The following is a 20,638-nucleotide window of genomic DNA, read 5'->3' as shown; positions in this document are numbered from 1 at the left end:
GCACGGCGAAGTGGTACGTCACTTGCCAAGTCGGGCGGGACCGCCCCGAGGTTGCCGCCCGGCGCCAAGGGTGGCGCAGATCACAGCAAGGGCCATGCCGCCGAGCAGGAAGAGGTAGGAGCCGAGTCCCGCGCCGAACAGGAAGTCGCCCTCGGGGCGCGAGGTGGTGAGCAGGATGACGGTGACGATCCAGCCGACCACCGGTGCGACCGCTCCGCCCCGGCCGCCCATGGCGTACGCCCCGCCGAGGAACAGCCCGGCCGCGCCCGCGAGGGCGAGCAGCAGCCCGCCGGGGAACCAGGCGGCCTGCACGAGGGCCCCGGCGAAGCCGATGACGGCGCCGAGCAGGAAGAGGCCGAGGTAGGCCGCGACCCGTCCGGCCGAGGGCCGCCCGAGCGGCTGGGCGAGCAGCGAGCCCTGTCCGTGGTCGCTCACGCCCCCGCCTCCTCGATGCCCGCGAACAGGTCGGTCTCCCCGGGCCCGCCCTCGCCGCGCACCAACTCGTAGTACTCGGTGGTGAACAGCGGCTGGGCCAGTTCGTTGGAGAGCGCGAAGTAGGGCTCGGCCACCTCGATCTGGGTGACGTGGGCGCGCATCGCGGCGGCCTTGGCGATGGCGAACGCGCTCCCGTCGACGCTGGTGGTGACCCGCTCGTCGGCGACCACGCCGGGTACGTCCGCCACGGTGGCGCTCTTCTCGAAGGGCAGTACGGCCAGCTCGTCCTGGAGCCGGGCGAAGGCGGCCTCGGCGACGGAGCACGGGACGCGGTTCCAGTAGACCTTGGCGACCCGGTGCCCGCGCTCGTCCGCGAGCTCGACGGCGCGCATGGCGACGCGGTGGGCCTGGATGTGGTCCGGGTGGCCGTAGCCGCCGTTGTCGTCGTACGTCACGAGGACCTGGGGGCGGATCTCCAGGATCACCTCGGCCAGGTGCCCGGCGGCCTCGTCCACGTCGGCCTGCCAGAAGCACCCGGGGTCGTCATTGTCCGCGATGCCCATCATCCCGGAGTCGCCGTAGCGGCCCGCTCCGCCGAGCAGCCGGGCGTCGCTCACGCCCAGCGCGCGCACGGCGGCGGCCAGCTCCCCACGCCGGTGCGCGCCGAGGGCGGGCCCCGACAGATGCCGCAGCTCCGGCGGGATGACCTCGCCCCGCTCCCCGAGGGTGCAGGTGACCAGGGTCACGTGCGCGCCCTCGGCCGCATACCTGGCCATGGTGGCGCCGTTGTTGATCGACTCGTCGTCCGGGTGCGCGTGCACCAGGAGCAGACGCCGGGCGGGCAGATCCGTCATGGGACCACCCTACGAGGCAACGGCGCCCATACCGCACATGCCCGGGTCCCGCAGCCTTGCCCGGCCTTCGCACCCAGCACCCCCGAGTGCCCCTGGGACCGCCCGCTACCCCGACCGAGACCCGAAAACCAGGCCAGCCTCCCCACCCGACACCCACAAGCACCCCTGGGACCGCCCGCTACCCCGACCGACATCCGGAAGCCAGGCCAGCCTCCCCACCCGACACCCACAAGCACCCCTGGGACCGCCCGCTACCCCGACCAGTGTCGTGCTTCCGCGAGCTGCATCAAGGGCGCTGCGCGTCGCCTTCGGCGATGGCCCTCCGGGCCACCCTTGACCCACCTCGCTCCAGCACGGGGAAGAAGCGAGCGGGCAGCCCGGGAAAGTGGGCCCCTTACCGGCACCGGCCCCTTGCCTCGGCCGCGCCCGCACCCTGCACTGCGGAGGGCGCGGTCGCGTCTCGCATGCACGCCGGGTGGGGTTGGCGGCTTGCGGTCCGAGGGGTGGTGGAGAGGTGAGTGGGGGGTACGGACGGGCTGCGGCGGGTGGGACACATGGGTGGGAATGGGGCGCTTGGGTAGGCGGGTGCGGCGGGGGTTGGTGGGGGGCGACACGGGGCGGCGCAGGCGTGCGGCAGGCGCGACACGTTGGCAGGGCGAGACCAGGCGACGCAGGCGCGGCAGGCGGGCGGGCGCGAGACCGGGTTGGCGCTGCGGTGCGGTGTGTGAGCGGGGGCGACGCGGGGCCCCGCGGAGCCGGCGTGGCACGGCGCGTGGCCGGGCCGAGACCTGGCGGAGCGGGCGCGGCGCTTGGGCGAGGCCGGGTTGCGGCGTGGGCGCGGGGCAGGCACTCCCGCCGCAGCCCGTCTGCGCCACCGCCGGCCCGCCCGCCCTCTCCACGGCTGACGGCTGGCCGGGAGCGGCGCCGCCCCACGTGCCCCGGAGTGCACCGCATGGTGATTGGCAGGTTTGTGCCACCCCCGCCGAGAAGGCCACTCCCTGACCTGCGGCTTTGGAAATGCGCCCTGGAATAAATCTGCCAATCGCCGCCTGAGCGGGACGAGTGATGCCCTTGTGACGGCAAGGGAAAGTGGCCGAGACGGCCCGGCGTGCCCCCGCCGACCCCTGCGCCACTCAACCGACGGGGCCGCCCGACCGCCCCAGGGGCCGGTACCGGCCAGGGCCACCGTCTTTCCGGCCGCTCGCTCGCTTCTTGCCCGTGCTGGAGCGGGCCGGGTCAAGGGTGGCCCGGAGGGCCATCGCCGAAGGCGACGCGCAGCGCCCTTGAGGCGGGCCGTGGAAGCACGACTCTGAGGAAGAAGCGAGCGGTCCGACGGCAACCACACGGCGGGCGCCCAGCGGAACACCGTGACGGCGCCGGGGTCCACCTCGGGGCTTGAGGTCGCCGGTCAGAACTTGATGCTGCTGATCATGCTCGCGACGTTGGTCGTCAGTTGGCTGATCGTGGGGGCGACGGTCGAGGAGGCGAGATAGAAGCCGAGCAGGACGCAGACCACCGCGTGGCCGCCCTTCAGCCCCGACTTCTTGATCAACAGGAAGACGATGATCGCCAGCAGCACCACCGCCGAAATCGAGAGTGCCACGGCGGCTCACCTCCAAAGATCGTCAGATCTAGATCAGTTGAGCAAATCCATGCAGACGCCAGCAGGTTCATACCCACACAGCGGTAGTGATCATAACTATCCGTACTCGCGCATCGCGCGGCGCACGGCCGCACAAGGGGGCGCATGGCCAATATGGTCGGGGTATGACGACCGAGTCTGACTCCTTCCCCCGTCGGCACGCCCGGACCCAGCGGTTCACGCTCGGCGTGCCGCGTGCGTTCACGGTGGCGCCCGACGGTGCGCGTGTCGCGTTCCTGCGTTCCGGCTCCGGCACCGACCGGGCCAACTCCCTGTGGGTCATGGATCTTCCGGAGGGCGCAGAGCGCCTCGCGGCCGATCCCGGCGCCCTCCTCGGCGGCGCCTCCGAAGAGCTCTCGGCCGAGGAGCGGGCGCGCCGCGAACGCAGTCGGGAGGGAGGTGCCGGCATCGTCGGCTATGCCACCGACAGCGCCCTGGAATTGGCGTCTTTCGCCTTGTCAGGGCGGCTTTTCACGGCCGAGTTGCGGGCCGGTACGGCACGCGAACTCCGGGTCCCCGGACCGGTGATCGACCCGCGCCCCTCCCCCGACGGCCGGCACATCGCGTATGTCGCGCAGGGCGCGCTGCGGGTGGTGGGCGCCGAGGGCGAGGGCGACCGGGCGCTCGCCGAGCCGGAGCCCACGGACGGACCGGGGCGGGTCACGTACGGGCTCGCGGAGTTCATCGCGGCCGAGGAGATGGGCCGTTCGCGGGGATTCTGGTGGGCGCCGGACGGGCGCCGGCTGCTCGTGGCGCGCGCGGACGACACGCCGGTGAAGCGGTGGTGGATCGCGGACCCGGCCCACCCGGAACGTGAGCCGATCGACATCGCCTACCCGGCCGCGGGCACGCCGAACGCGGACGTGCGGCTGTTCGTGCTGGGGCTCGACGGGGAGCGCACGGAGGTCGCGTGGGACCGGTCCCGGTATCCGTATCTGGCCCGTGTGCACTGGTCAGCGGCGGGTGCGCCGCTGATGCTGGTGCAGGCGCGGGACCAGCGCAGCCAGCTGTTCCTGGCGGTGGACCCGGATACCGGGGCGACGCGCATGGTGCACGCGGACGAAGATCCAAGTTGGCTTGAACTGTTCGCTGGAGTGCCCTGCTGGAGCCCGTCCGGACAGCTTGTCCGGATCGCGGACGAGGGTGGCGCACGCGTGCTGGCGGTCGGCGAACGGCCTTTGACCAGCGGCCAGTTGCACGTCCGTGCGGTCCTGGACGTGGGCGACGACGACGTGCTGGTTTCCGCCTCGGCGGGCACGGAGGCGCAGGCGCCGGAGACCGGCGAGGTCCATGTGTACCGGGTGAACGAGCTGGGTGTGGAGCGCGTGTCGCAGGAGCCCGGCGTGCACTCGGCGGTGCGCGCCGGCCATGTGACCGTGCTCGTGTCCGCGACACCGGACACTCCGGGCACCCGTGTCCAGGTGCTGCGTGACGGAAAACCGGCGGCGACTGTCCGGTCGTACGCCGAAAGTCCCGGTTTCTCCCCCCGCATGACGCTGACCCAGGGGGGCGCACGCCGAATTCCGTGCGCCGTGCTTATGCCACGGGACTACCACGGTGACACTCCCCTGCCCGTCCTCATGGACCCCTACGGCGGCCCGCACGGCCAGCGGGTGGTCGCCGCGCACAACGCCCACCTGACCTCCCAGTGGTTCGCCGACCAGGGTTTCGCGGTGGTCGTGGCGGACGGACGGGGCACTCCGGGGCACTCACCGGCCTGGGAGAAGGCGGTCCGGGACGAGCTGGCGGCCGTCGTGCTCCAGGACCAGGTGGACGCGCTGCACGCGCTCGCCGGGGAGTTCCCGCTGGACCTGGGCCGGGTGGCGATCCGCGGCTGGTCGTTCGGCGGCTATCTGGCGGCGCTGGCGGTGCTGCGCCGCCCGGACGTCTTCCACGCGGCGGTCGTCGGCGCCCCGGTCACCGATCTGCGGCTGTACGACACCCACTACCAGGAGCGCTACCTGGGCCTGCCGGACGAGCAGCCGGAGGTCTACCGCCGCAACTCCGTGATCGACGACGCGGGTCTGGTCGGCCCGGCCGAGCCGCACCGCCCGATGATGATCATTCACGGGCTTGCGGACGACAACGTCGTCGTCGCCCATTCCCTGCGGCTGTCCTCCGCCCTGCTCGCCGCGGGCCGCCCGCACGAGGTGCTGCCGCTGTCCGGGGTGACGCACATGACCCCGCAGGAGACGGTCGCGGAGAACCTGCTGCTGCTCCAGCTGGACTTCCTCCGGCGTGCGCTGTCCGACCAGGGAAAATGACCGTGAACCGCGTTAACACGCAGGCAACTTCACGGAAGCGGTACCGATATACGGACGCGGGAGGCTGATCAGCGTACGGCCGTGCGGGTGCCGTGAGCGGGCCGGGGTGCGCCATGTCGCCCCGGCCCGCTGCCGTACGCCTGCCCCTACGAGTCCTCCGCCGGAACCACGTGCTTCTCCTCCGCGAAGTGGCAAGCCGAGGCGTGGGCCGCCGGGCCGGAGGTGTCGCGGAAGACGGCCGGGACCGCGAGGGCCGGCACCTCCAGGGCGCAGCGCTCCTGGGCCTTCCAGCAGCGGGTGCGGAAGCGGCAGCCGGAGGGGATGTTCGTCGGCGACGGCACGTCCCCGCTGAGGATGATCCGCTCGCGCTGTTCCCGGGCCTCGGGATTCGGCACCGGGACCGCCGAGAGCAGGGCCTGGGTGTAGGGGTGTGTGGGGTGGTCGTAGATCTCGGCGTCCCGGCCGATCTCCACGATCCGCCCGAGGTACATCACGCCGACCCGGTCGGAGATGTGGCGGACGATGGACAGGTCGTGCGCGATGAAGACGTAGGAGAGGTCGAACTCGGACTGGAGGCGGTCCAGGAGGTTGATCACCTGGGCCTGGATCGAGACGTCCAGCGCGGACACCGGCTCGTCGGCGACGATCACCTCCGGGCGCAGCGCCAACCCCCGTGCGATGCCGATGCGTTGGCGCTGGCCGCCGGAGAACTGGTGCGGATAGCGGTTGACGTACTCGGGGTCGAGACCGACCACGTCGAGCAGTTCCTGGACCCTGCGCCGGCGGTCGCCCTTCGGCGCGACCTCGGGGTGGATGTCGTACGGCTCGCCGATGATGTCGCCGACCGTCATACGGGGGTTGAGGGAGGTGTACGGGTCCTGGAAGACCATCTGGATGTTGCGGCGTACGGCCTTCAGGGCCTTGCCGGACAGCTTGGTGATCTCCTCGCCCCTGAACCTGATGGACCCCGCCGTCGGCCGCTCCAGATTGCAGAGCATCTTGGCGACCGTCGACTTGCCGCAGCCCGACTCGCCGACGATGCCGAGGGTTTCGCCCTTGCCGAGGGTGAAGTCGACGCCGTCGACGGCCTTCACCGCGCCGATCTGCCTCTTGAACAGGATGCCCCGGGTGAGGGGATAGTGCTTGACGAGTCCGGTCACTTCGAGGATCGGCTCAGTGCTCGCGGCCATCCAGGCACTCCCTCCAGAAGTGGCAGGCGCTGCCGCGGGTGCCGGAGACTTCGTACAGCGGGGGTTCGTCGGTGCGGCAGACGTCTCTCGCCATCGGGCAGCGCGGGTGGAAGGAGCAGCCCGGCGGGATGTGCATCAGGTTCGGCGGCAGGCCCTTGATGGCGTACAGCTGCTGGCCCTTCTGATCCAGGCGCGGGATGGAGTCCAGCAGGCCGCGGGTGTAGGGGTGGGCCGGCGCCTTGTAGATGTCGCGGACGGGCGCGGACTCGACGATCTTGCCGGCGTACATGACCGCGATCCGGTCGGCCACGTCCGCCACGACGCCGAGATCATGGGTGATGAGGATCAGCCCCATGTGGTACTCGCGCTGCAGCTCGGCGAGCAGGTCCATGACCTGGGCCTGCACGGTGACGTCGAGGGCGGTGGTGGGCTCGTCGGCGATGATCAGCGCCGGTTCCAGGGCCAGCGCCATGGCGATCATGATGCGCTGGCGCATACCGCCGGAGAACTGGTGGGGGTAGTCCCGCACCCGCTGGGCGGCGGCCGGGATGCGCACCCGTTCCATCAGCTCGACGGCCTTGCCGCGCGCGTCCTTCCTCGACATCCCGCGATGCACGACGAACATCTCGCCGAGCTGATCCCCCACGGAGAGCACCGGGTTGAGCGCCGACAGCGCGTCCTGGAAGATCATCGCCATGCCGGCGCCACGGACCTTCCTGCGCTCCTCTTCTTTCAGTGTGAGCAGATCCCGCCCCTGGAACAGGATCCGGCCGCCCGTGACCTTCCCGGGCGGGGTGTCGAGGATGCCCATCACGGCCTGCGCGGTCACGGACTTGCCCGACCCCGACTCGCCGAGCACGGCCAGGGTCTCCCCCGCGTCCACCTCGTAACTCACCCCGTTGACGGCATGCGCAATCCCGTCCCGGGTCCGGAACTCCACCTGCAGATCCCGCACTTCGAGCAGCACGCCACCGTCACCTCAACTTCGGATCGAGGGCGTCGCGGACCGCGTCGCCGAGCATGATGAAGGCCAGGACCGTGATCGCCAGGGCGCCCGAGGGCCACAGGAGGGCGTGGGGGGCGTTGCGGATGTAGGGGGAGGCGGCGGAGATGTCGATGCCCCAGGAGACGCTGGGCGGTTTCAACCCCACACCGAGGTACGACAGGGTCGCCTCCAGCGCGATGTAGGTGCCGAGCGCGATGGTCGCCACCACGATCACGGGGGCCACGGCGTTCGGGGCGATGTGGCGCAGCAGGATGCGCGAGTCGGAGGCGCCGAGGGCGCGGGCGGCCTGGACGTAGTCGTTCTGCTTGGCGGTGATGACCGAGCCGCGGGCGATACGGCTGATCTGCGGCCAGCCGAGCAGGACCATGAAGCCGATCACCGGCCAGACCGTGTTGCTGGTGACCACCGACAGCAGCACCAGACCGCCGAGGACGACGGGGATGGCGAAGAAGATGTCGGTGATCCGGGACAGGATCGAGTCCCAGACGCCGCCGAAGTAGCCGGCCAGGGCCCCCAGGACCGATCCGAGGACGCCCACCCCGAGCGTCGCCAGCACGCCGACCGTGACGGACGTGCGGGCGCCGTACACCGTGCGCGTGTAGACGTTGCAGCCCTGGCCGTCGTACCCGAAGGGCGCCCCCGGGCCCGGGCCGTCCTGGGCCTTGGCGAGGTCGCACTTCAGGGGGCTGCCGGTGGCGATCGCCTGGGGCCAGACGGAGATGAAGACGAGGAAGAGGATCACCACGGCGGAGACCAGGAAGACCGGGTTGCGGCGCAGGTCCCGCCAGGCGTCGGACCACAGGGAGCGCGGCTTGCCCGCCGGGCCCGTGCCCTCGGGGCCGCCCGGGGTCCGCTCCAGGGTGGCGGCCTCGCTCGCGCCCAGGTCCATCGCGCCTCCCATGCCGGTCCCGGCGATCGCGCCCTTGGGTTCGTACGGCTGCTCAGGCATAGCGGATCCTCGGGTCGAGTACGGCGTACAGGAGGTCGACCAGGAGGTTGGCGACGAGGAAGACCAGGACGAGGACCGTCACGAAGCCGACGACCGTCTGGGTGTTCTGGCGCAGGATGCCCTGGTAGAGCTGGAAGCCGACGCCATGGATGTTGAAGATCCGCTCGGTGACGATCGCACCGCCCATCAGCGCGCCGATGTCGGCGCCGATGAAGGTGACCACGGGGATCAGCGAGTTGCGCAGCAGGTGGCGGATGACGACCCGGTGCCGGGGCAGGCCCTTGGCGATCGCCGTACGGACGTAGTCGGCCCGCTTGTTCTCCGCGATGGAGGTGCGGGTCAGCCGGGTGACGTAGGCGAGGGACACGGAGGCGAGGACCAGGCCGGGCACGATCAGCTCGTCGTAGCTTCCATAGCGCACGGACGGACTGATCCACTGCCACTTGATGCCGAGCAGCAGTTGGAGCAGCAGACCGGTGACGAAGGTGGGTACGGAGATCACCACCAGGGTGGACAGCAGCACCCCGGTGTCGACGGGCCGGCCGCGCCGCAGGCCGGTGAGCACGCCCAGCGTCACGCCGACGACGATCTCGAAGAGGATGGCGACGATCGTGAGCCGGATGGTGACGGGGAACGCCGTGCCCATCAGCTCGGTGACCGGCTGGCCGTTGAACGCCGTGCCGAAGTCTCCGGTGAAGACGTTCCCCATGTACGTGAGGTACTGCTGCCAGAGCGGCTTGTCCAAGCCGAACTCCCGCTTGAGCTGGGCGGCCGTCGCCGGATCGCAGGCCCGCTCGCCGCACAGGCCGGCGATGGGGTCGCCCATCACGTTGACCATGAGGAAGATCAGCAGGGTGGACCCGATGAACACGGGGATCATCTGGAGCAGCCGCTTCGTGACATAGCGCCCCATGGGGATCAGCCGACCTTGATCTCGTTGTAGACCGGCACGCTGAACGGGTTGAGCGCCACGTGGGAGAGCCGGGCGGTGTAGCCCGCGCTGCCGTTCTGGTACCACAGCGGGATGGCCGCCATGTTGTCGCGGACGACCTCCTCGGCCTGCTGGAAGAGTGCGACGGCCTTGGCCTGCCCGGTCTCGGCGTTGGCCCGGTCGACGAGCCGGTCGAAGTCGCTGTTGGACCACTTGCCGTCGTTGGAGGAGGCGCCCGTGTAGTACAGCGGCTGCAGGAAGTTCTGGATCAACGGGTAGTCCATCTGCCAGCCGGCCCGGAAGGGCCCGGTCATCTTGTGCTGCCCGATCTGGTTGCGGAAGTCGGCGAAGGTGCCGACCGGGTTGCCCACGCAGGCCTTGTCCTTGCCGAGCGCGTTGTTGATGGAGTTGCACACGGCGTCCACCCATTGCCTGTGCGAGCCCATGTCCGCGTTGTAGGTGATCTTCAGCTGCCCGCCGGGGATCCCGCCGCCCTCCTGGATGAGCCTCTTGGCCTGCGCGGGGTCGTAGTCGCAGGCGTGGCCGCACAGCCCGGGCTTGTAGCCGCCGGCCGCGCCGAGGACCGGGGAGGTCCAGTCGGTGGCGGGGGTGCGGGTGTTCCGGAAGATGGTCTCGGTGATCTGCTTGCGGTTGATCGCCATGGACAGGCCGGTGCGGACCTTCCGCGCGCCGGGGGTGTCCCACTTCGGGTCGTAGTACGGGAAGGCGAGGGTCTGCAGGATGCCGGCCGGGGTGTTGATGTAGCGGCCGTTCAGATCTGTCTCGACGTTCTTGAGCTGGGTGGAGGGCACGTCGTCGACCAGGTCGAGGTTGCCGGCCAGCACGTCGGTGTAGGCGGTGTTGCTGTCGGTGTACACCAGCAGGGTCACCCCGGCGTTCCGCGCCCTGTCGGGCCCGGGGTAGCCGTCCCACTTCCTCAGGTTCATCGCCGAGCCCCTGGTGTAGGACTCGATCCGGTAGGGCCCGTTGCCGACCGGCTTCTTCACCCAGGCGGCGTGGTCGGTGAAGAAGGTGCGGGGCAGCGGGGCGAAGGCCGCGTAGCCGAGGGTGTCGGGGAAGCTGGAGAACTTCTGGTTGAGCCGGACGGTGAAGGTCATCGGGCCGGTGACCTTGAGTCCGGACAGGGTGTCGGCGGTCTGCGCGCCGCTGTCGGGGTGGACCTTGTCGTAGCCGTCGATGTAGGCGAAGAAGTAGGCGTTCTTCTGGTTGTTCTTCAGGCTCGCCCCGTAGTTCCAGGCGTCCACGAAGGAGCGGGCGGTCACCTTCTCGCCGTCGGAGAAGGTCCAGCCGTCCTTCACCTTGATCGTGAAGTTCCGCGAGTCGCTGGTGTCGATGGAGGCGGCGAGCCAGTTCTGGGCCTTGCCGGTCCTCGGGTCGTACTTCTTCAGGCCCCGGAAGATCATGTCGAGGACCTTGCCGCCCTGCACCTCGTTGGTGTTGGCGGGCTCCAGCGGGTTCTGCGGGTCGCCCCAGGAGGAGGTCAGCACCCCGGCGCCGCCGAAGCCGCCGCTGTCTCCGCACGCGGTGACCAGCAGCCCGGCGGCGATCACACAGGCGGCCCATCGGGCGTGCCCGATACCCCGCATGGCCGCCTCCTCCGCGAGCACAGATCCGATACCGGTCAATATCGGTTCATACGACCACATACCATAGCCCGACTGCCGGATTGAGAGACCGCCGGCGGGACACGTCAGCCGAAAGCAGGCAGGGTCCCCGAGGCGCCCGGACGATCTTGGGCGGGGAGCGCAATAGATCTTCGTACAACGATGCCGAAACGTTGGATTACGACGTGTCGATGTACGCATTTCGACACGTCGACGTCCGCATATCGAACTCATCGCCCGATTGGTCGGATTAGTCCGATGTGAAGCACGGATCGATCACGGCACGCTACACGCGTAGCTACGGAATGATCAAGTGCGGGTAAAGAAGGTAAAGACGCAACCAAGGCGACCGAGAATTTATTGACCCTGCATGAATTGCGTTGAAAAAGTCCGGCGTAGCCCGTAGGGGAGCGCCCTGCGGAGTCATCAAGACCCTCCCTTGGGCCAGGAGCACCATGACCCCCCCATCCCCATCCGCGGCTGCCCCGCTTGAGGTGACCGACGACAGCGTCGACAAGTCACCCTCGCCCTCCACCCCTAAGGGCAGCGAGAGCCGCTCCCCGGGCCGACTCGCCTGGAACCGCTTCAAGCGCGACCGCACGGGCGTCATATCCGCCTACGTCGTGATCTTCTTCTTCGTGGTCGCGATCTGCGCTCCGCTGATCGCCAAGCTCTACGGCAAGAATCCGTACGAGCAGTACGGCCAGGAGACTCCGGGGCTGCTCAACGACTTCGCCTACCCGGTCAAGCCCAACGGCGGCATCTCCGGCGACTTCTGGTTCGGTATCGAGCCCCAGCTGGGCCGGGACGTCTTCACGTTCCTGATCTACGGCATCCGGACCTCGCTGCTGATCGCCACCGCCGCCACGCTGCTGACCACGGTGCTCGGCGTGGTGATCGGCACCACCGCCGGCTACCTCGGCGGGAAGACCGACTACCTCATCGGCCGGGTCATCGACATCCTGCTGTCGTTCCCGTCGACGCTGTTCTTCATAGCCTTCATGCCGGTCGTCTACGGCATATTCGTCCCCTTCGACGAGGATGTCCCGGCCTGGCTGCGGGCCACTTGCCTGATCCTCGTCCTCTCCGCCTTCGGCTGGGCCTCCATCGCGCGACTGCTGCGCGGCCAGGTCCTCGGACTCCGCGAACGGGAGTTCGTCGAGGCGGCCAAGGTGACGGGCGCCTCCCCGCGCCGCATCATCTTCAAGGAACTCCTGCCCAACCTGTGGACGCCGATCCTCATCCAGTCGACCCTGATGCTTCCGGCCTATGTCACGGCCGAGGCGGGCCTCGCGTTCCTGGGTGTCGGCATGATCGACCCGACCCCGGACTGGGGCGTGATGATCGGGCGCGGCGCGCAGTTCTACTCGGACGACATCACCTTCATGATCTTCCCAGGCGTGTCGATGATCCTCTTCGTCCTCGCCTTCAACCTCCTCGGCGACTCGGTGCGCGACGCGCTCGACCCGAAGTCCAAGCGCTGAGCCCCGTTCCTGTCCGGTCACCGCCGTCCGGCTGGTCTGCACGTCTCTCATCCATCGATCACTAGGCAGGTAAGCCATGTCCTTCTCCCGCAGAAACTTCCTCATAGCCACGGGTGTGGCGGCCGGTGCGAGCACCGTTCTGAGCGCCTGCAGCAGCGGCAACGCGGGCGGCGCGGGCACGAGCAAGGCCCCCTCCGTGGACAAGGCCAAGGCCGCGACCATCGCCGTCGGCACCAAGGCCGACTCCACCGGCCCGGCCCCCGAGGTCCCGGGCGCCGTCAAGGGCGGCACGATCTACACGCTCGACCAGATCGACTGGGACCACCTTGACCCGGCCCAGCTCTACTCCTCCTACGAGGGCGCCTGCTCGGTGCTGTTCCTCCGCGGTCTGACCGGCTACAAGGTCGACTCCAAGGGCAACACCACCCTCGTCGGCGACCTCGCCACCGATGCGGGCACCACCAAGGACGGCGGCAAGACCTGGTCCTTCACTCTGAAGGACAACGTGAAGTGGGAGGACGGCGCCGACGTCACCATCGAGGACGTCCGCTGGACCTTCGAGCGCCTCTTCGCCAAGTTCGTCACCCAGGGCCCGCGTTACCCGCAGAGCTGGCTGCTCGGCGGCGACAAGTACAAGGGCCCCTACGAGGGCAAGCACCTCGACTCGATCGAGGTGGCCGGCAAGACCGTCACCTTCAAGCTGAAGGAGGCGCACGCCGACTTCAACTTCATGCTTGCCATGCGCGGCTTCTCCATCGTGCCCAAGAAGCACGACACCAAGGAGAAGTACGACAAGCGTCCGTTCTCCTGCGGCCCGTACAAGATCGCCAATCGCGACATCGGCAAGTCGGCGTCGCTGGTCCGCAACACGCACTGGGTCGCCGAGACGGACCCGATCCGCAACGCCTACCCGGACAAGTTCGAGTTCCAGTTCGGCTTCCAGTCGCTGGCCTCCACCGACCGCTACATCGCCGACCAGGGTAACGACCAGCACACGCTGTCGATGCTCAACGAGGTCGCCCCCGAGCGCCTCCAGAACGTGATGACGAAGCCGGCGCTGAAGAGCCGCGTGCTGACTCAGGTCGACACCACCTGCTACTACTTCGCGATCAACACCACGCGCGTGAAGGACGTCAAGGTCCGCCAGGCGCTCAACTACGCGTGGCCGTCGCAGCAGCTGAAGCAGATCCGCGGCGGTTCGCTGTCCACCGCGACCGCGACCACGATCATCAGCCCCCTCACCCCGGGTCACAAGGACTTCGACCTGTACGGCAAGAAGACCAAGCCGATGGGTGACCCGGACAAGGCCAAGGCCCTGCTGAAGGAGGCCGGCAAGGAGGGGCAGCGCATCGTCGTCGCGATGCAGCAGTCCGACAACTCCGTCAAGCAGGCCGTCGCCATCAAGACCGCGCTGACCAAGGCCGGCTTCGTCCCGGTCCTCAAGCAGGTCGACAAGACGTCCTTCTACAGCCAGATCGGTCAGCTGGACAACGAGTACGACATGTTCGCCGCGGGCTGGGGCCCGGACTGGCCTGCCGGTTACGCCGTCATCCAGCCCTGCTTCGACGGCAGCCAGATCGCCGACGGTGGCGTCAACTGGCCGCAGCTGAACGACACGAGCGTGAACAAGGCGATCGCCGCCGCCACGGCCGAGACCGACCCGGACAAGGCCAACAAGATGTGGGGCGACATCGACGAGCAGATCATGCGTCTGGCCGCGGTGGTTCCGGACTACAACCCGATCCGCAACTACTTCTACGGCTCCAAGGTCGGCGGCGTGATCTACGACTCCGGCAACACCTGCATCGCTCTGGGCAAGGTCTTCGCCAAGGCCTGATCCAGTTTCCGGGGCGGCGGCCACCCCGCCGCCCCGGATCCCCTCCGACTCGCTTCCCCACACCCCGGCGACGGCGCCCCGTCCGGAAAGTCACGAGATGTTCCGTTTCCTAGTCCGCCGAGTGCTCGGCGCACTTGTCATTCTGCTGATCATCAGCGCCGTCACCTTCATGCTGTACTACGCGCTCCCGCGTGACCCGGCCCGCATGGCCTGCGGCAAGGTCTGCACGCCGGAACTGCTCAACCAGGTCCGGCACAACCTCGGGATGTCCGACCCCCTGCCTGTGCAGTACTGGCACTGGCTGGAGGGCATCTTCCTGGGCCGCGACTACGGCGGCCTGGGCAACTGCAACGCGCCCTGCCTGGGCTTCTCCTTCACCAACCGTGAGCCGGTCCTCGGCACCATCATGAAGCGCATGCCGCTGACCATCTCGCTGGCTCTCGGCGCCTCGTTCTTCTTCCTCATCGTCGGCGTCGGCACCGGCATGATCGCCGCGGTCAAGCAGGGCAAGGCCGCTGACAAGATCGCCAGCTCGTTCTCGCTGATCGGCTCCTCGCTGCAGATCTACTTCGTCGGCTACATCGCCATGTTCTTCCTGGTGCAGCAGCTCGGCATCCTGGACCAGCCCTCGTACACGCCGTTCACCGAGAACCCGGCGAAGTGGGCCTCTGGCCTGCTGCTGCCCTGGCTGGTGCTGTCGATCATCTTCACCGCCAACTACACCCGCATGACCCGCTCCCAGCTGGTGGAGCAGCTCAGCGAGGACTACGTGCGCACCGCCCGCGCCAAGGGCCTGTCCCGGCGCTCGGTGTTCTTCCGCTTCGCCTGGCGCGGCGCGATGGGCCCGATCGTGACGATCTTCGGCATCGACATGGGCACGCTGATCGGCGGCGCCATCATCACCGAGTCCGTCTTCAGCCTCCAGGGCATCGGCCGGCTCGCGCTGACCGCGGTGGACGCCAACGACCTGCCGATGCTGCTCGGTGTGACCATGGTCGCCGCGGCCGCCATCGTCTTCTTCAACATCATCGTCGACGCCGTCTACGCCTTCATCGACCCGCGGATCCGGCTCGCCTGACCTCCATCCCCGGCCCCTACCCCGCATCACCCCCTCAGGAGCGTCCCCGTGACGAGCACCGATCAGCAGCCGTTCCTCTCCGTCAGGGACCTGAAAGTCCATTTCTCCACCGAGGACGGCATCGTCAAGGCCGTCGACGGGCTCACCTTCGATCTCGCCAAGGGCAAGACGCTCGGCATCGTGGGTGAGTCGGGTTCCGGCAAGTCCGTCACCAACCTGACGATCCTGGGTCTGCACGACCGCGACCGCACCGCCATCGACGGGGAGATCCTGCTCGACGGCCAGGAGCTGCTCAACGCCAAGGAGTCGGAGCTGGAGCGGCTGCGCGGCAACAAGATGTCCATGATCTTCCAGGACGCGCTGGCCTCCCTGTCGCCGTACCACACCGTCGGCAAACAGATCGGCGAGACGTACCGCAAGCACACCGGCGCCTCCAAGGCGGAGGCCCGGGCGCGGGCCATCGAGATGCTCCGCCGGGTGGGCATCCCGCAGCCGGACATGCGGGTCGACGACTACCCCCACCAGTTCTCCGGCGGCATGCGCCAGCGCGCGATGATCGCCATGGCGCTGGTCTGCGACCCCGAGCTGCTGATCGCCGACGAGCCGACCACGGCCCTCGACGTGACGGTCCAGGCCCAGATCATGGACCTGCTGAAGGACCTCCAGCAGGAGTTCGGCACCGCGATCATCTTCATCACCCACGACCTCGGCGTGATCGCCGACATCGCGGACGACGTGCTGGTGATGTACGGCGGCCGGTGCGTGGAGCGCGGCACCAAGAAGCAGGTGCTGAGCACCCCGGACCACCCCTACACCCTGGGCCTGCTGAACTCGATGCCGAACCTGAACGGCCCGGTGGACGTGCCGCTGACGCCGATCCCGGGTTCGCCGCCCTCGCTGCTCAACCCGCCGTCCGGCTGCCGCTTCCACCCGCGCTGCGCCTTCGCGGAGAAGGTGGCGGGCGGGAAGTGCTCCAGTGACCGGCCGGTGCTGGAGATCACCGAGGGTCGCGGCTCGGCCTGCCACCTCACCGCCGAACAGAAGCAGGAATTGTTCGCCGACTTCGCCACAACCCGGCACAACTGACGGACAGCAGACGGGACTTCACGATCATGAGCAACACGAACCCCCTCCTGGACGTCTCCGGGCTCACCAAGCACTTCCCGATCAAGGGCGGCTTCCCGATCCGCCGGGCCGTGGGCGCGGTGCAGGCCGTGGACGGGCTGGACTTCCAGGTCGGCGAGGGCGAGAGCCTGGGCCTCGTCGGCGAGTCGGGCTGCGGCAAGTCGACCACGGGCCGGCTGATCACGCGGCTGCTGGAGCCGACGGGCGGCACGATCACCTACCGCGGGCAGGACATCACGCACGCGGGCCGCAGGGGTCTGGCGCCGATCCGCTCCGAGATCCAGATGATCTTCCAGGACCCGTACGCCTCGCTGAACCCGCGGCAGACGGTCGGCAAGATCATCTCCGGGCCGATGGAGATCAACGACATCAACCCGGCCGGCGGCCGCGAGAAGCGCGTCCGTGAGCTGCTGGAGATCGTCGGCCTCAACCCCGAGCACTTCAACCGCTTCCCGCACGAGTTCTCCGGCGGTCAGCGCCAGCGCATCGGCGTGGCCCGCGCGCTCGCCCTGGAGCCGAAGCTGATCGTGGCGGACGAGCCGGTCTCGGCCCTGGACGTCTCCATCCAGGCCCAGGTCGTGAACCTGCTGCAGAAGGTGCAGCGGGAACTGGGCATCGCGTTCGTCTTCATCGCCCACGACCTCGCGATCGTCCGGCACTTCTCGCAGCGCGTCGCGGTGATGTACCTCGGCAAGATCGTCGAGATCGCCGACCGCGACGACCTGTACGGCAACCCGCGCCACCCCTACACCCGGGCGCTGCTCTCCGCCGTGCCCGAGGCGACGGTGGACGCGGAGCCGCGCGAGCGCATCCGCCTGGTCGGCGACGTGCCCTCCCCCATCAACCCGCCCTCCGGCTGCCGCTTCCGCACCCGCTGCTGGAAGGCGACGGAGAAGTGCGCGTCGGAGGCCCCGCCGCTGGTGCAGGTGGAGGGCAACAAGCCGGGTCACCTCACGGCGTGCCACTATCCTGAGACGCAGGAGACGATCCCCGCCCCGCGTGCCTCCCAGGACCGTCTCTCCAAGGACCCCGAGGCGGCGGCCTGACACACCCCTTTTCGTCAGCCGTCCCCTTGCGGAAGGGACTTCACCGGCCCATTGACCCGAGCCCTGAACGTCCGCTTCCAGGGAACGAAGGCCCGCGCCTCCCCAGACGCGGGCCTTCGTCGTACAAGGGATCGGCGCCGGCGCGGAGTTGAAAGTCGCGCGAGAAGTGCACCGGAACCTGACGCGCCGTTCAACATCGTGTGTCACACTGCCGCGGTGGTAGATCACGTCTTCACCGATCTCACGCTCGCCGCGCTCTACGACCGCCTCAATCCCTGGGGACCGGGTGACGACTTCTACCTCGGCCTGGTGCGGGAGGCACGCTCGGTGCTGGACATCGGGTGCGGTACCGGGCAGTTGCTGCGGCGGGCGCGGGCCGAGGGGCACGGCGGCCGGCTGATGGGGCTCGATCCGGCCCCCGCCATGCTCGTACAGGCCAGGCGGGCCCGGCCGGACGTCGAGTGGGTGCTCGGGGACATGCGCACCCGGCTGTGGAACGGGGAGTTCGACCTCGCCGTCATGACCGGCCACGCCTTCCAGGAGCTGGTCGGGGACGAGGAGATCCGGCACTGTCTGCGCGGGGCCCGGGCGGCCCTCGGCGACGGCGGGCGGTTCGTGTTCGAGACCCGCAACCCGTCCGCCCGCGCCTGGGAGCGCTGGACCCCGGACCGGGTGTACGAGATCCCCGCCGGGGACGGGACACCGGTGCGGGTGTGGTACGACGTGCACGGCGGCGGGCTCAGCGGGGGCCGGGTGCGGTTCACCGAGACCTACGACGGCGACGCGTGGAAGGCCCCCCAGGTGTGTCCCGGCGTGCTGCGGTTCCTGGACCGGGAGTCCCTGGAGGGCTTTCTGGCCGAGGCCGGGCTGACGGTCGTCGAGCAGTACGGCGACTGGGGGCGGGGGCCGGTCACCCCCGCCAGCCCCGAGATCATCACGGTGGCCCGGCCCGCCTGATCAGTCGGCGTTCTCCTCCAGTGCCGCCAGTGCCGGGTCCAGCACGATGTCCTCGTCCCGGGCTTCGGTCGTCGGCTCCTCCGGGAAGTGGCAGGCCGTCAGATGACCGCTGTGGTTGCCGGAGATCTGGACCAGCGGCGGCTCCTCGGTCGCGCACTTGTCCTGCGCCTTCCAGCAGCGCGTGCGGAAGCGGCAGCCCGAGGGCGGGGAGATGGGGGACGGCACGTCGCCGGCCAGGCGGATGCGCTCGCGCCCGCCGGAGTCCTCGTCCGACAGGTTCACCTCGGGCACGGCGGACAGCAGGGCGTGCGTGTACGGGTGGCGCGGGCGGGTGTAGATGGAGTCGCGGTCGCCCACCTCGATGATCTTGCCCAGGTACATGACCGCCACCCGCTGCGAGAAGTGGCGGACGACGGCCAGGTCGTGGGCGATGAAGACGAACGCGATGCCCAGTTCCTTCTGGACCTCCTGGAGCAGATTCACCACCTGCGCCTGGATGGAGACGTCCAGCGCGGAGACCGGCTCGTCGGCGACGATCAGCTTCGGCTCCAGGGCGAGCGCGCGGGCCACGCCGATGCGCTGGCGCTGACCGCCGGAGAACTCGTGCGGGAAGCGGTTGTAGTGCTCGGGGTTGAGGCCGACGATCTCCAGGAGTTCGCGGACCCGCTTCTCGCGGCCGCCCTCGGGCTCGATCCCGTTGATCTCCATCGGACCCGAGATGATCTTGCCGACCGTCTGCCGCGGGTTCAGCGACGAGTACGGGTCCTGGAAGATCATCTGGATCTCGGAGCGGATGGGGGCGAGCTGCTTGCGCGTGGCGTGGCTGATGTCCTGCCCGCGGTAGGTGATCGTGCCGCCCGTCGGCTCCAGCAGCCGCGTGATCAGCCGGCCGGTGGTCGACTTGCCGCAGCCCGACTCTCCGACCAGGCCGAAGCTCTCCCCGGCGTGCACCGTGAGGTCGACGCCGTCCACGGCCTGCACAGCGCCGATCGTCCGGCGGATCGGGAAGCCGCCCTTGACGGGGAAGTGCTTGGTCAGTCCGGAGACCCGCAGCAGCGGCTCCCCGTCCGCGCCGGCGCTCTTCTCGCGCGGGGCTGGGAGGACCATGTCCTCGGTCATGACGATGTCCTCCTAGGACAACTGACGACTACCCCAGACGGGGCTTGATCTCTTCGATGAAGATGGTCCGCTTCTGTTCCTCCGTGAGATGGCACGCGGAGGCCCGGTCCGGGGCGAGCAGCGGGCGCTCGCGCATGCAGCGGCCCGTGCCCTCCACCCGCTCCGGATAGGCGCAGCGGGGGTGGAAACGGCAGCCGGACGGCGGGTTGAGCAGCGACGGCGGGGCCCCGGGAATCGGGGAGAGCTGGGCGCCGAGGTCGGAGTCCAGGCGCGGCATCGAGTTCAGCAGGCCCCAGGTGTAGGGATGACGCGGGGACCTGAGCACCTCGTCGACCGTGCCGCGCTCCACCGCGCCGCCCGCGTACATCACCATGATGTCGTCGGCCATGTCGGCGATCACCCCCAGGTCATGGGTGATGAAGATGATGCCGGATCCGAACTCCTGCTGCAGGTCCTTGAGCAGGTCGAGGATCTGCGCCTGGACCGTCACGTCCAGGGCGGTCGTCGGCTCGTCGGCGATCAGCAGGTCGGGGTCGCAGACCAGCGCCATGGCGATCATCGCGCGCTGGCGCATACCGCCGGAGAACTGGTGCGGGTAGTCCTTCGCCCGCTCCTTCGGGTTGGGGATGCCGACCTTGCCGAGCATCTCCACGGCCCGTTCCCAGGCCTGCTTCTTGGAGGCGCCGGTGTGCTTCATGTACGGCTCGGCGATCTGCCGGCCGACGGTGTAGTAGGGGGAGAGCGCGGTGAGCGGGTCCTGGAAGATCATGGCGGCCTTGTTGCCGCGCAGCTTCTCCAGCTCCGACTCGCGGGCCGTGGTCAACTCCCGCCCGTCGAGCAGGATCTCGCCCTCGACCGTGGTGAACATGGGGTTGTGCAGACCGAGGATGGTCAGGTTGGTCACCGACTTGCCCGAGCCGGACTCGCCCACGATGCCGAGCGTCCTGCCGCGCTCCAGGTCGAAGGAGAGTCCGTCCACGGCCCGTACGACGCCGTCCTCGGTCTTGAAGCTGACGTGCAGGTCCCGTACCGAGAGCAGGGGACCGGTGCCGGCCGGGGTCGGAGCACCGGCCTCCTTGGTCAGAGTGGTCACGAC

The 20,638-nt window shown here is 69.2% G+C and carries 17 protein-coding genes; 7 read left to right on the top strand and 10 right to left on the bottom strand.

What is annotated here, in order from left to right; genetic code table 11:
- Positions 1 to 18: 18 nt before the first annotated feature.
- The 3 genes from ACIBJF_RS11095 to ACIBJF_RS11085 all read right to left on the bottom strand — a co-directional run bounded on the left by ACIBJF_RS11095 (position 19) and on the right by ACIBJF_RS11085 (position 2,892).
- Entirely contained in the window at positions 19 to 435 is a 417-nt protein-coding gene (locus ACIBJF_RS11095; protein ID WP_399173402.1) for a DUF6113 family protein, read from the bottom strand.
- A complete protein-coding gene (gene mshB, locus ACIBJF_RS11090) occupies positions 432 to 1,289 on the bottom strand; it encodes an N-acetyl-1-D-myo-inositol-2-amino-2-deoxy-alpha-D-glucopyranoside deacetylase (RefSeq protein WP_399173401.1) in 858 nt (285 codons plus the stop codon). Before mshB ends, ACIBJF_RS11095 begins: the two co-directional genes overlap by 4 nt.
- Before the next feature lie 1,408 nt (positions 1,290 to 2,697).
- Positions 2,698 to 2,892 (bottom strand): hypothetical protein, encoded by a 195-nt coding sequence (locus ACIBJF_RS11085; protein WP_194294050.1) that lies wholly within the window; start codon positions 2,890 to 2,892, stop codon positions 2,698 to 2,700.
- A gap of 164 nt (positions 2,893 to 3,056) precedes the next feature.
- Between ACIBJF_RS11085 and ACIBJF_RS11080 the strand changes: the two genes are divergently transcribed.
- A complete protein-coding gene (locus ACIBJF_RS11080) occupies positions 3,057 to 5,195 on the top strand; it encodes a prolyl oligopeptidase family serine peptidase (protein WP_399173400.1) in 2,139 nt (712 codons plus the stop codon).
- A gap of 146 nt (positions 5,196 to 5,341) precedes the next feature.
- Here the strand turns inward: ACIBJF_RS11080 and ACIBJF_RS11075 are convergent, their stop codons facing one another.
- From ACIBJF_RS11075 to ACIBJF_RS11055, 5 genes are read right to left on the bottom strand one after another with little or no spacing between them, the layout of a single operon-like run.
- Complete coding sequence (locus ACIBJF_RS11075) at positions 5,342 to 6,385, bottom strand: ABC transporter ATP-binding protein (protein ID WP_399173398.1); 1,044 nt, start codon at positions 6,383 to 6,385, stop codon at positions 5,342 to 5,344.
- Positions 6,369 to 7,352, bottom strand: a complete 984-nt coding sequence (locus tag ACIBJF_RS11070; RefSeq protein WP_399173397.1) for an ABC transporter ATP-binding protein — start codon at positions 7,350 to 7,352, stop codon at positions 6,369 to 6,371. The genes ACIBJF_RS11075 and ACIBJF_RS11070 overlap by 17 nt, the downstream gene beginning before the upstream one ends.
- 7 nt (positions 7,353 to 7,359) lie before the next feature.
- Complete coding sequence (locus ACIBJF_RS11065; protein ID WP_399173396.1) at positions 7,360 to 8,340, bottom strand: ABC transporter permease; 981 nt, start codon at positions 8,338 to 8,340, stop codon at positions 7,360 to 7,362.
- Positions 8,333 to 9,253 carry an ABC transporter permease gene (locus ACIBJF_RS11060; protein WP_399173395.1) on the bottom strand — a complete coding sequence of 307 codons (921 nt, stop codon included), beginning with the start codon at positions 9,251 to 9,253 and terminating at the stop codon, positions 8,333 to 8,335. The genes ACIBJF_RS11065 and ACIBJF_RS11060 overlap by 8 nt, the downstream gene beginning before the upstream one ends.
- Positions 9,254 to 9,258: 5 nt before the next feature.
- The gene (locus ACIBJF_RS11055; RefSeq protein ID WP_399173394.1) at positions 9,259 to 10,878 is read right to left on the bottom strand and encodes an ABC transporter substrate-binding protein; all 1,620 of its coding nucleotides are present in this window, start codon (positions 10,876 to 10,878) and stop codon (positions 9,259 to 9,261) included.
- A gap of 512 nt (positions 10,879 to 11,390) precedes the next feature.
- Here ACIBJF_RS11055 and ACIBJF_RS11050 point away from each other — a divergent pair.
- The 6 genes from ACIBJF_RS11050 (at position 11,391) to ACIBJF_RS11025 (ending at position 18,423) form a co-directional block, all read left to right on the top strand.
- Positions 11,391 to 12,380, top strand: a complete 990-nt coding sequence (locus tag ACIBJF_RS11050) for an ABC transporter permease (protein WP_399173393.1) — start codon at positions 11,391 to 11,393, stop codon at positions 12,378 to 12,380.
- 76 nt (positions 12,381 to 12,456) lie between these two features.
- A complete protein-coding gene (locus tag ACIBJF_RS11045; protein WP_399173392.1) occupies positions 12,457 to 14,217 on the top strand; it encodes an ABC transporter substrate-binding protein in 1,761 nt (586 codons plus the stop codon).
- 97 nt (positions 14,218 to 14,314) lie between these two features.
- Positions 14,315 to 15,295, top strand: coding sequence for an ABC transporter permease (locus ACIBJF_RS11040; RefSeq protein WP_356301430.1), 981 nt, complete (start codon positions 14,315 to 14,317; stop codon positions 15,293 to 15,295).
- Positions 15,296 to 15,343: 48 nt separating this feature from the next.
- Positions 15,344 to 16,381 carry an ABC transporter ATP-binding protein gene (locus ACIBJF_RS11035; RefSeq protein WP_399173391.1) on the top strand — a complete coding sequence of 346 codons (1,038 nt, stop codon included), beginning with the start codon at positions 15,344 to 15,346 and terminating at the stop codon, positions 16,379 to 16,381.
- Between the two features lie 26 nt (positions 16,382 to 16,407).
- The gene (locus ACIBJF_RS11030) at positions 16,408 to 17,466 is read left to right on the top strand and encodes an ABC transporter ATP-binding protein (protein WP_399173390.1); all 1,059 of its coding nucleotides are present in this window, start codon (positions 16,408 to 16,410) and stop codon (positions 17,464 to 17,466) included.
- Positions 17,467 to 17,682: 216 nt separating this feature from the next.
- The gene (locus tag ACIBJF_RS11025) at positions 17,683 to 18,423 is read left to right on the top strand and encodes a class I SAM-dependent methyltransferase (RefSeq protein ID WP_399173389.1); all 741 of its coding nucleotides are present in this window, start codon (positions 17,683 to 17,685) and stop codon (positions 18,421 to 18,423) included.
- On the opposite strand, the gene ACIBJF_RS11020 is transcribed toward ACIBJF_RS11025, so the two are convergent.
- A complete protein-coding gene (locus tag ACIBJF_RS11020) occupies positions 18,424 to 19,542 on the bottom strand; it encodes an ABC transporter ATP-binding protein (RefSeq protein ID WP_399173388.1) in 1,119 nt (372 codons plus the stop codon). It abuts the gene before it with no gap.
- Between the two features lie 28 nt (positions 19,543 to 19,570).
- A complete protein-coding gene (locus ACIBJF_RS11015; RefSeq protein ID WP_399173387.1) occupies positions 19,571 to 20,635 on the bottom strand; it encodes an ABC transporter ATP-binding protein in 1,065 nt (354 codons plus the stop codon).
- Positions 20,636 to 20,638: the final 3 nt, after the last annotated feature.

Origin of the sequence: Streptomyces sp. NPDC050743, assembly GCF_044456925.1 — a bacterium.
Lineage (GTDB): Bacteria > Actinomycetota > Actinomycetes > Streptomycetales > Streptomycetaceae > Streptomyces.
The sequence above is the reverse complement of the archived record's forward strand: the minus strand, read 5'-3'. Positions and strand labels throughout refer to the sequence as shown.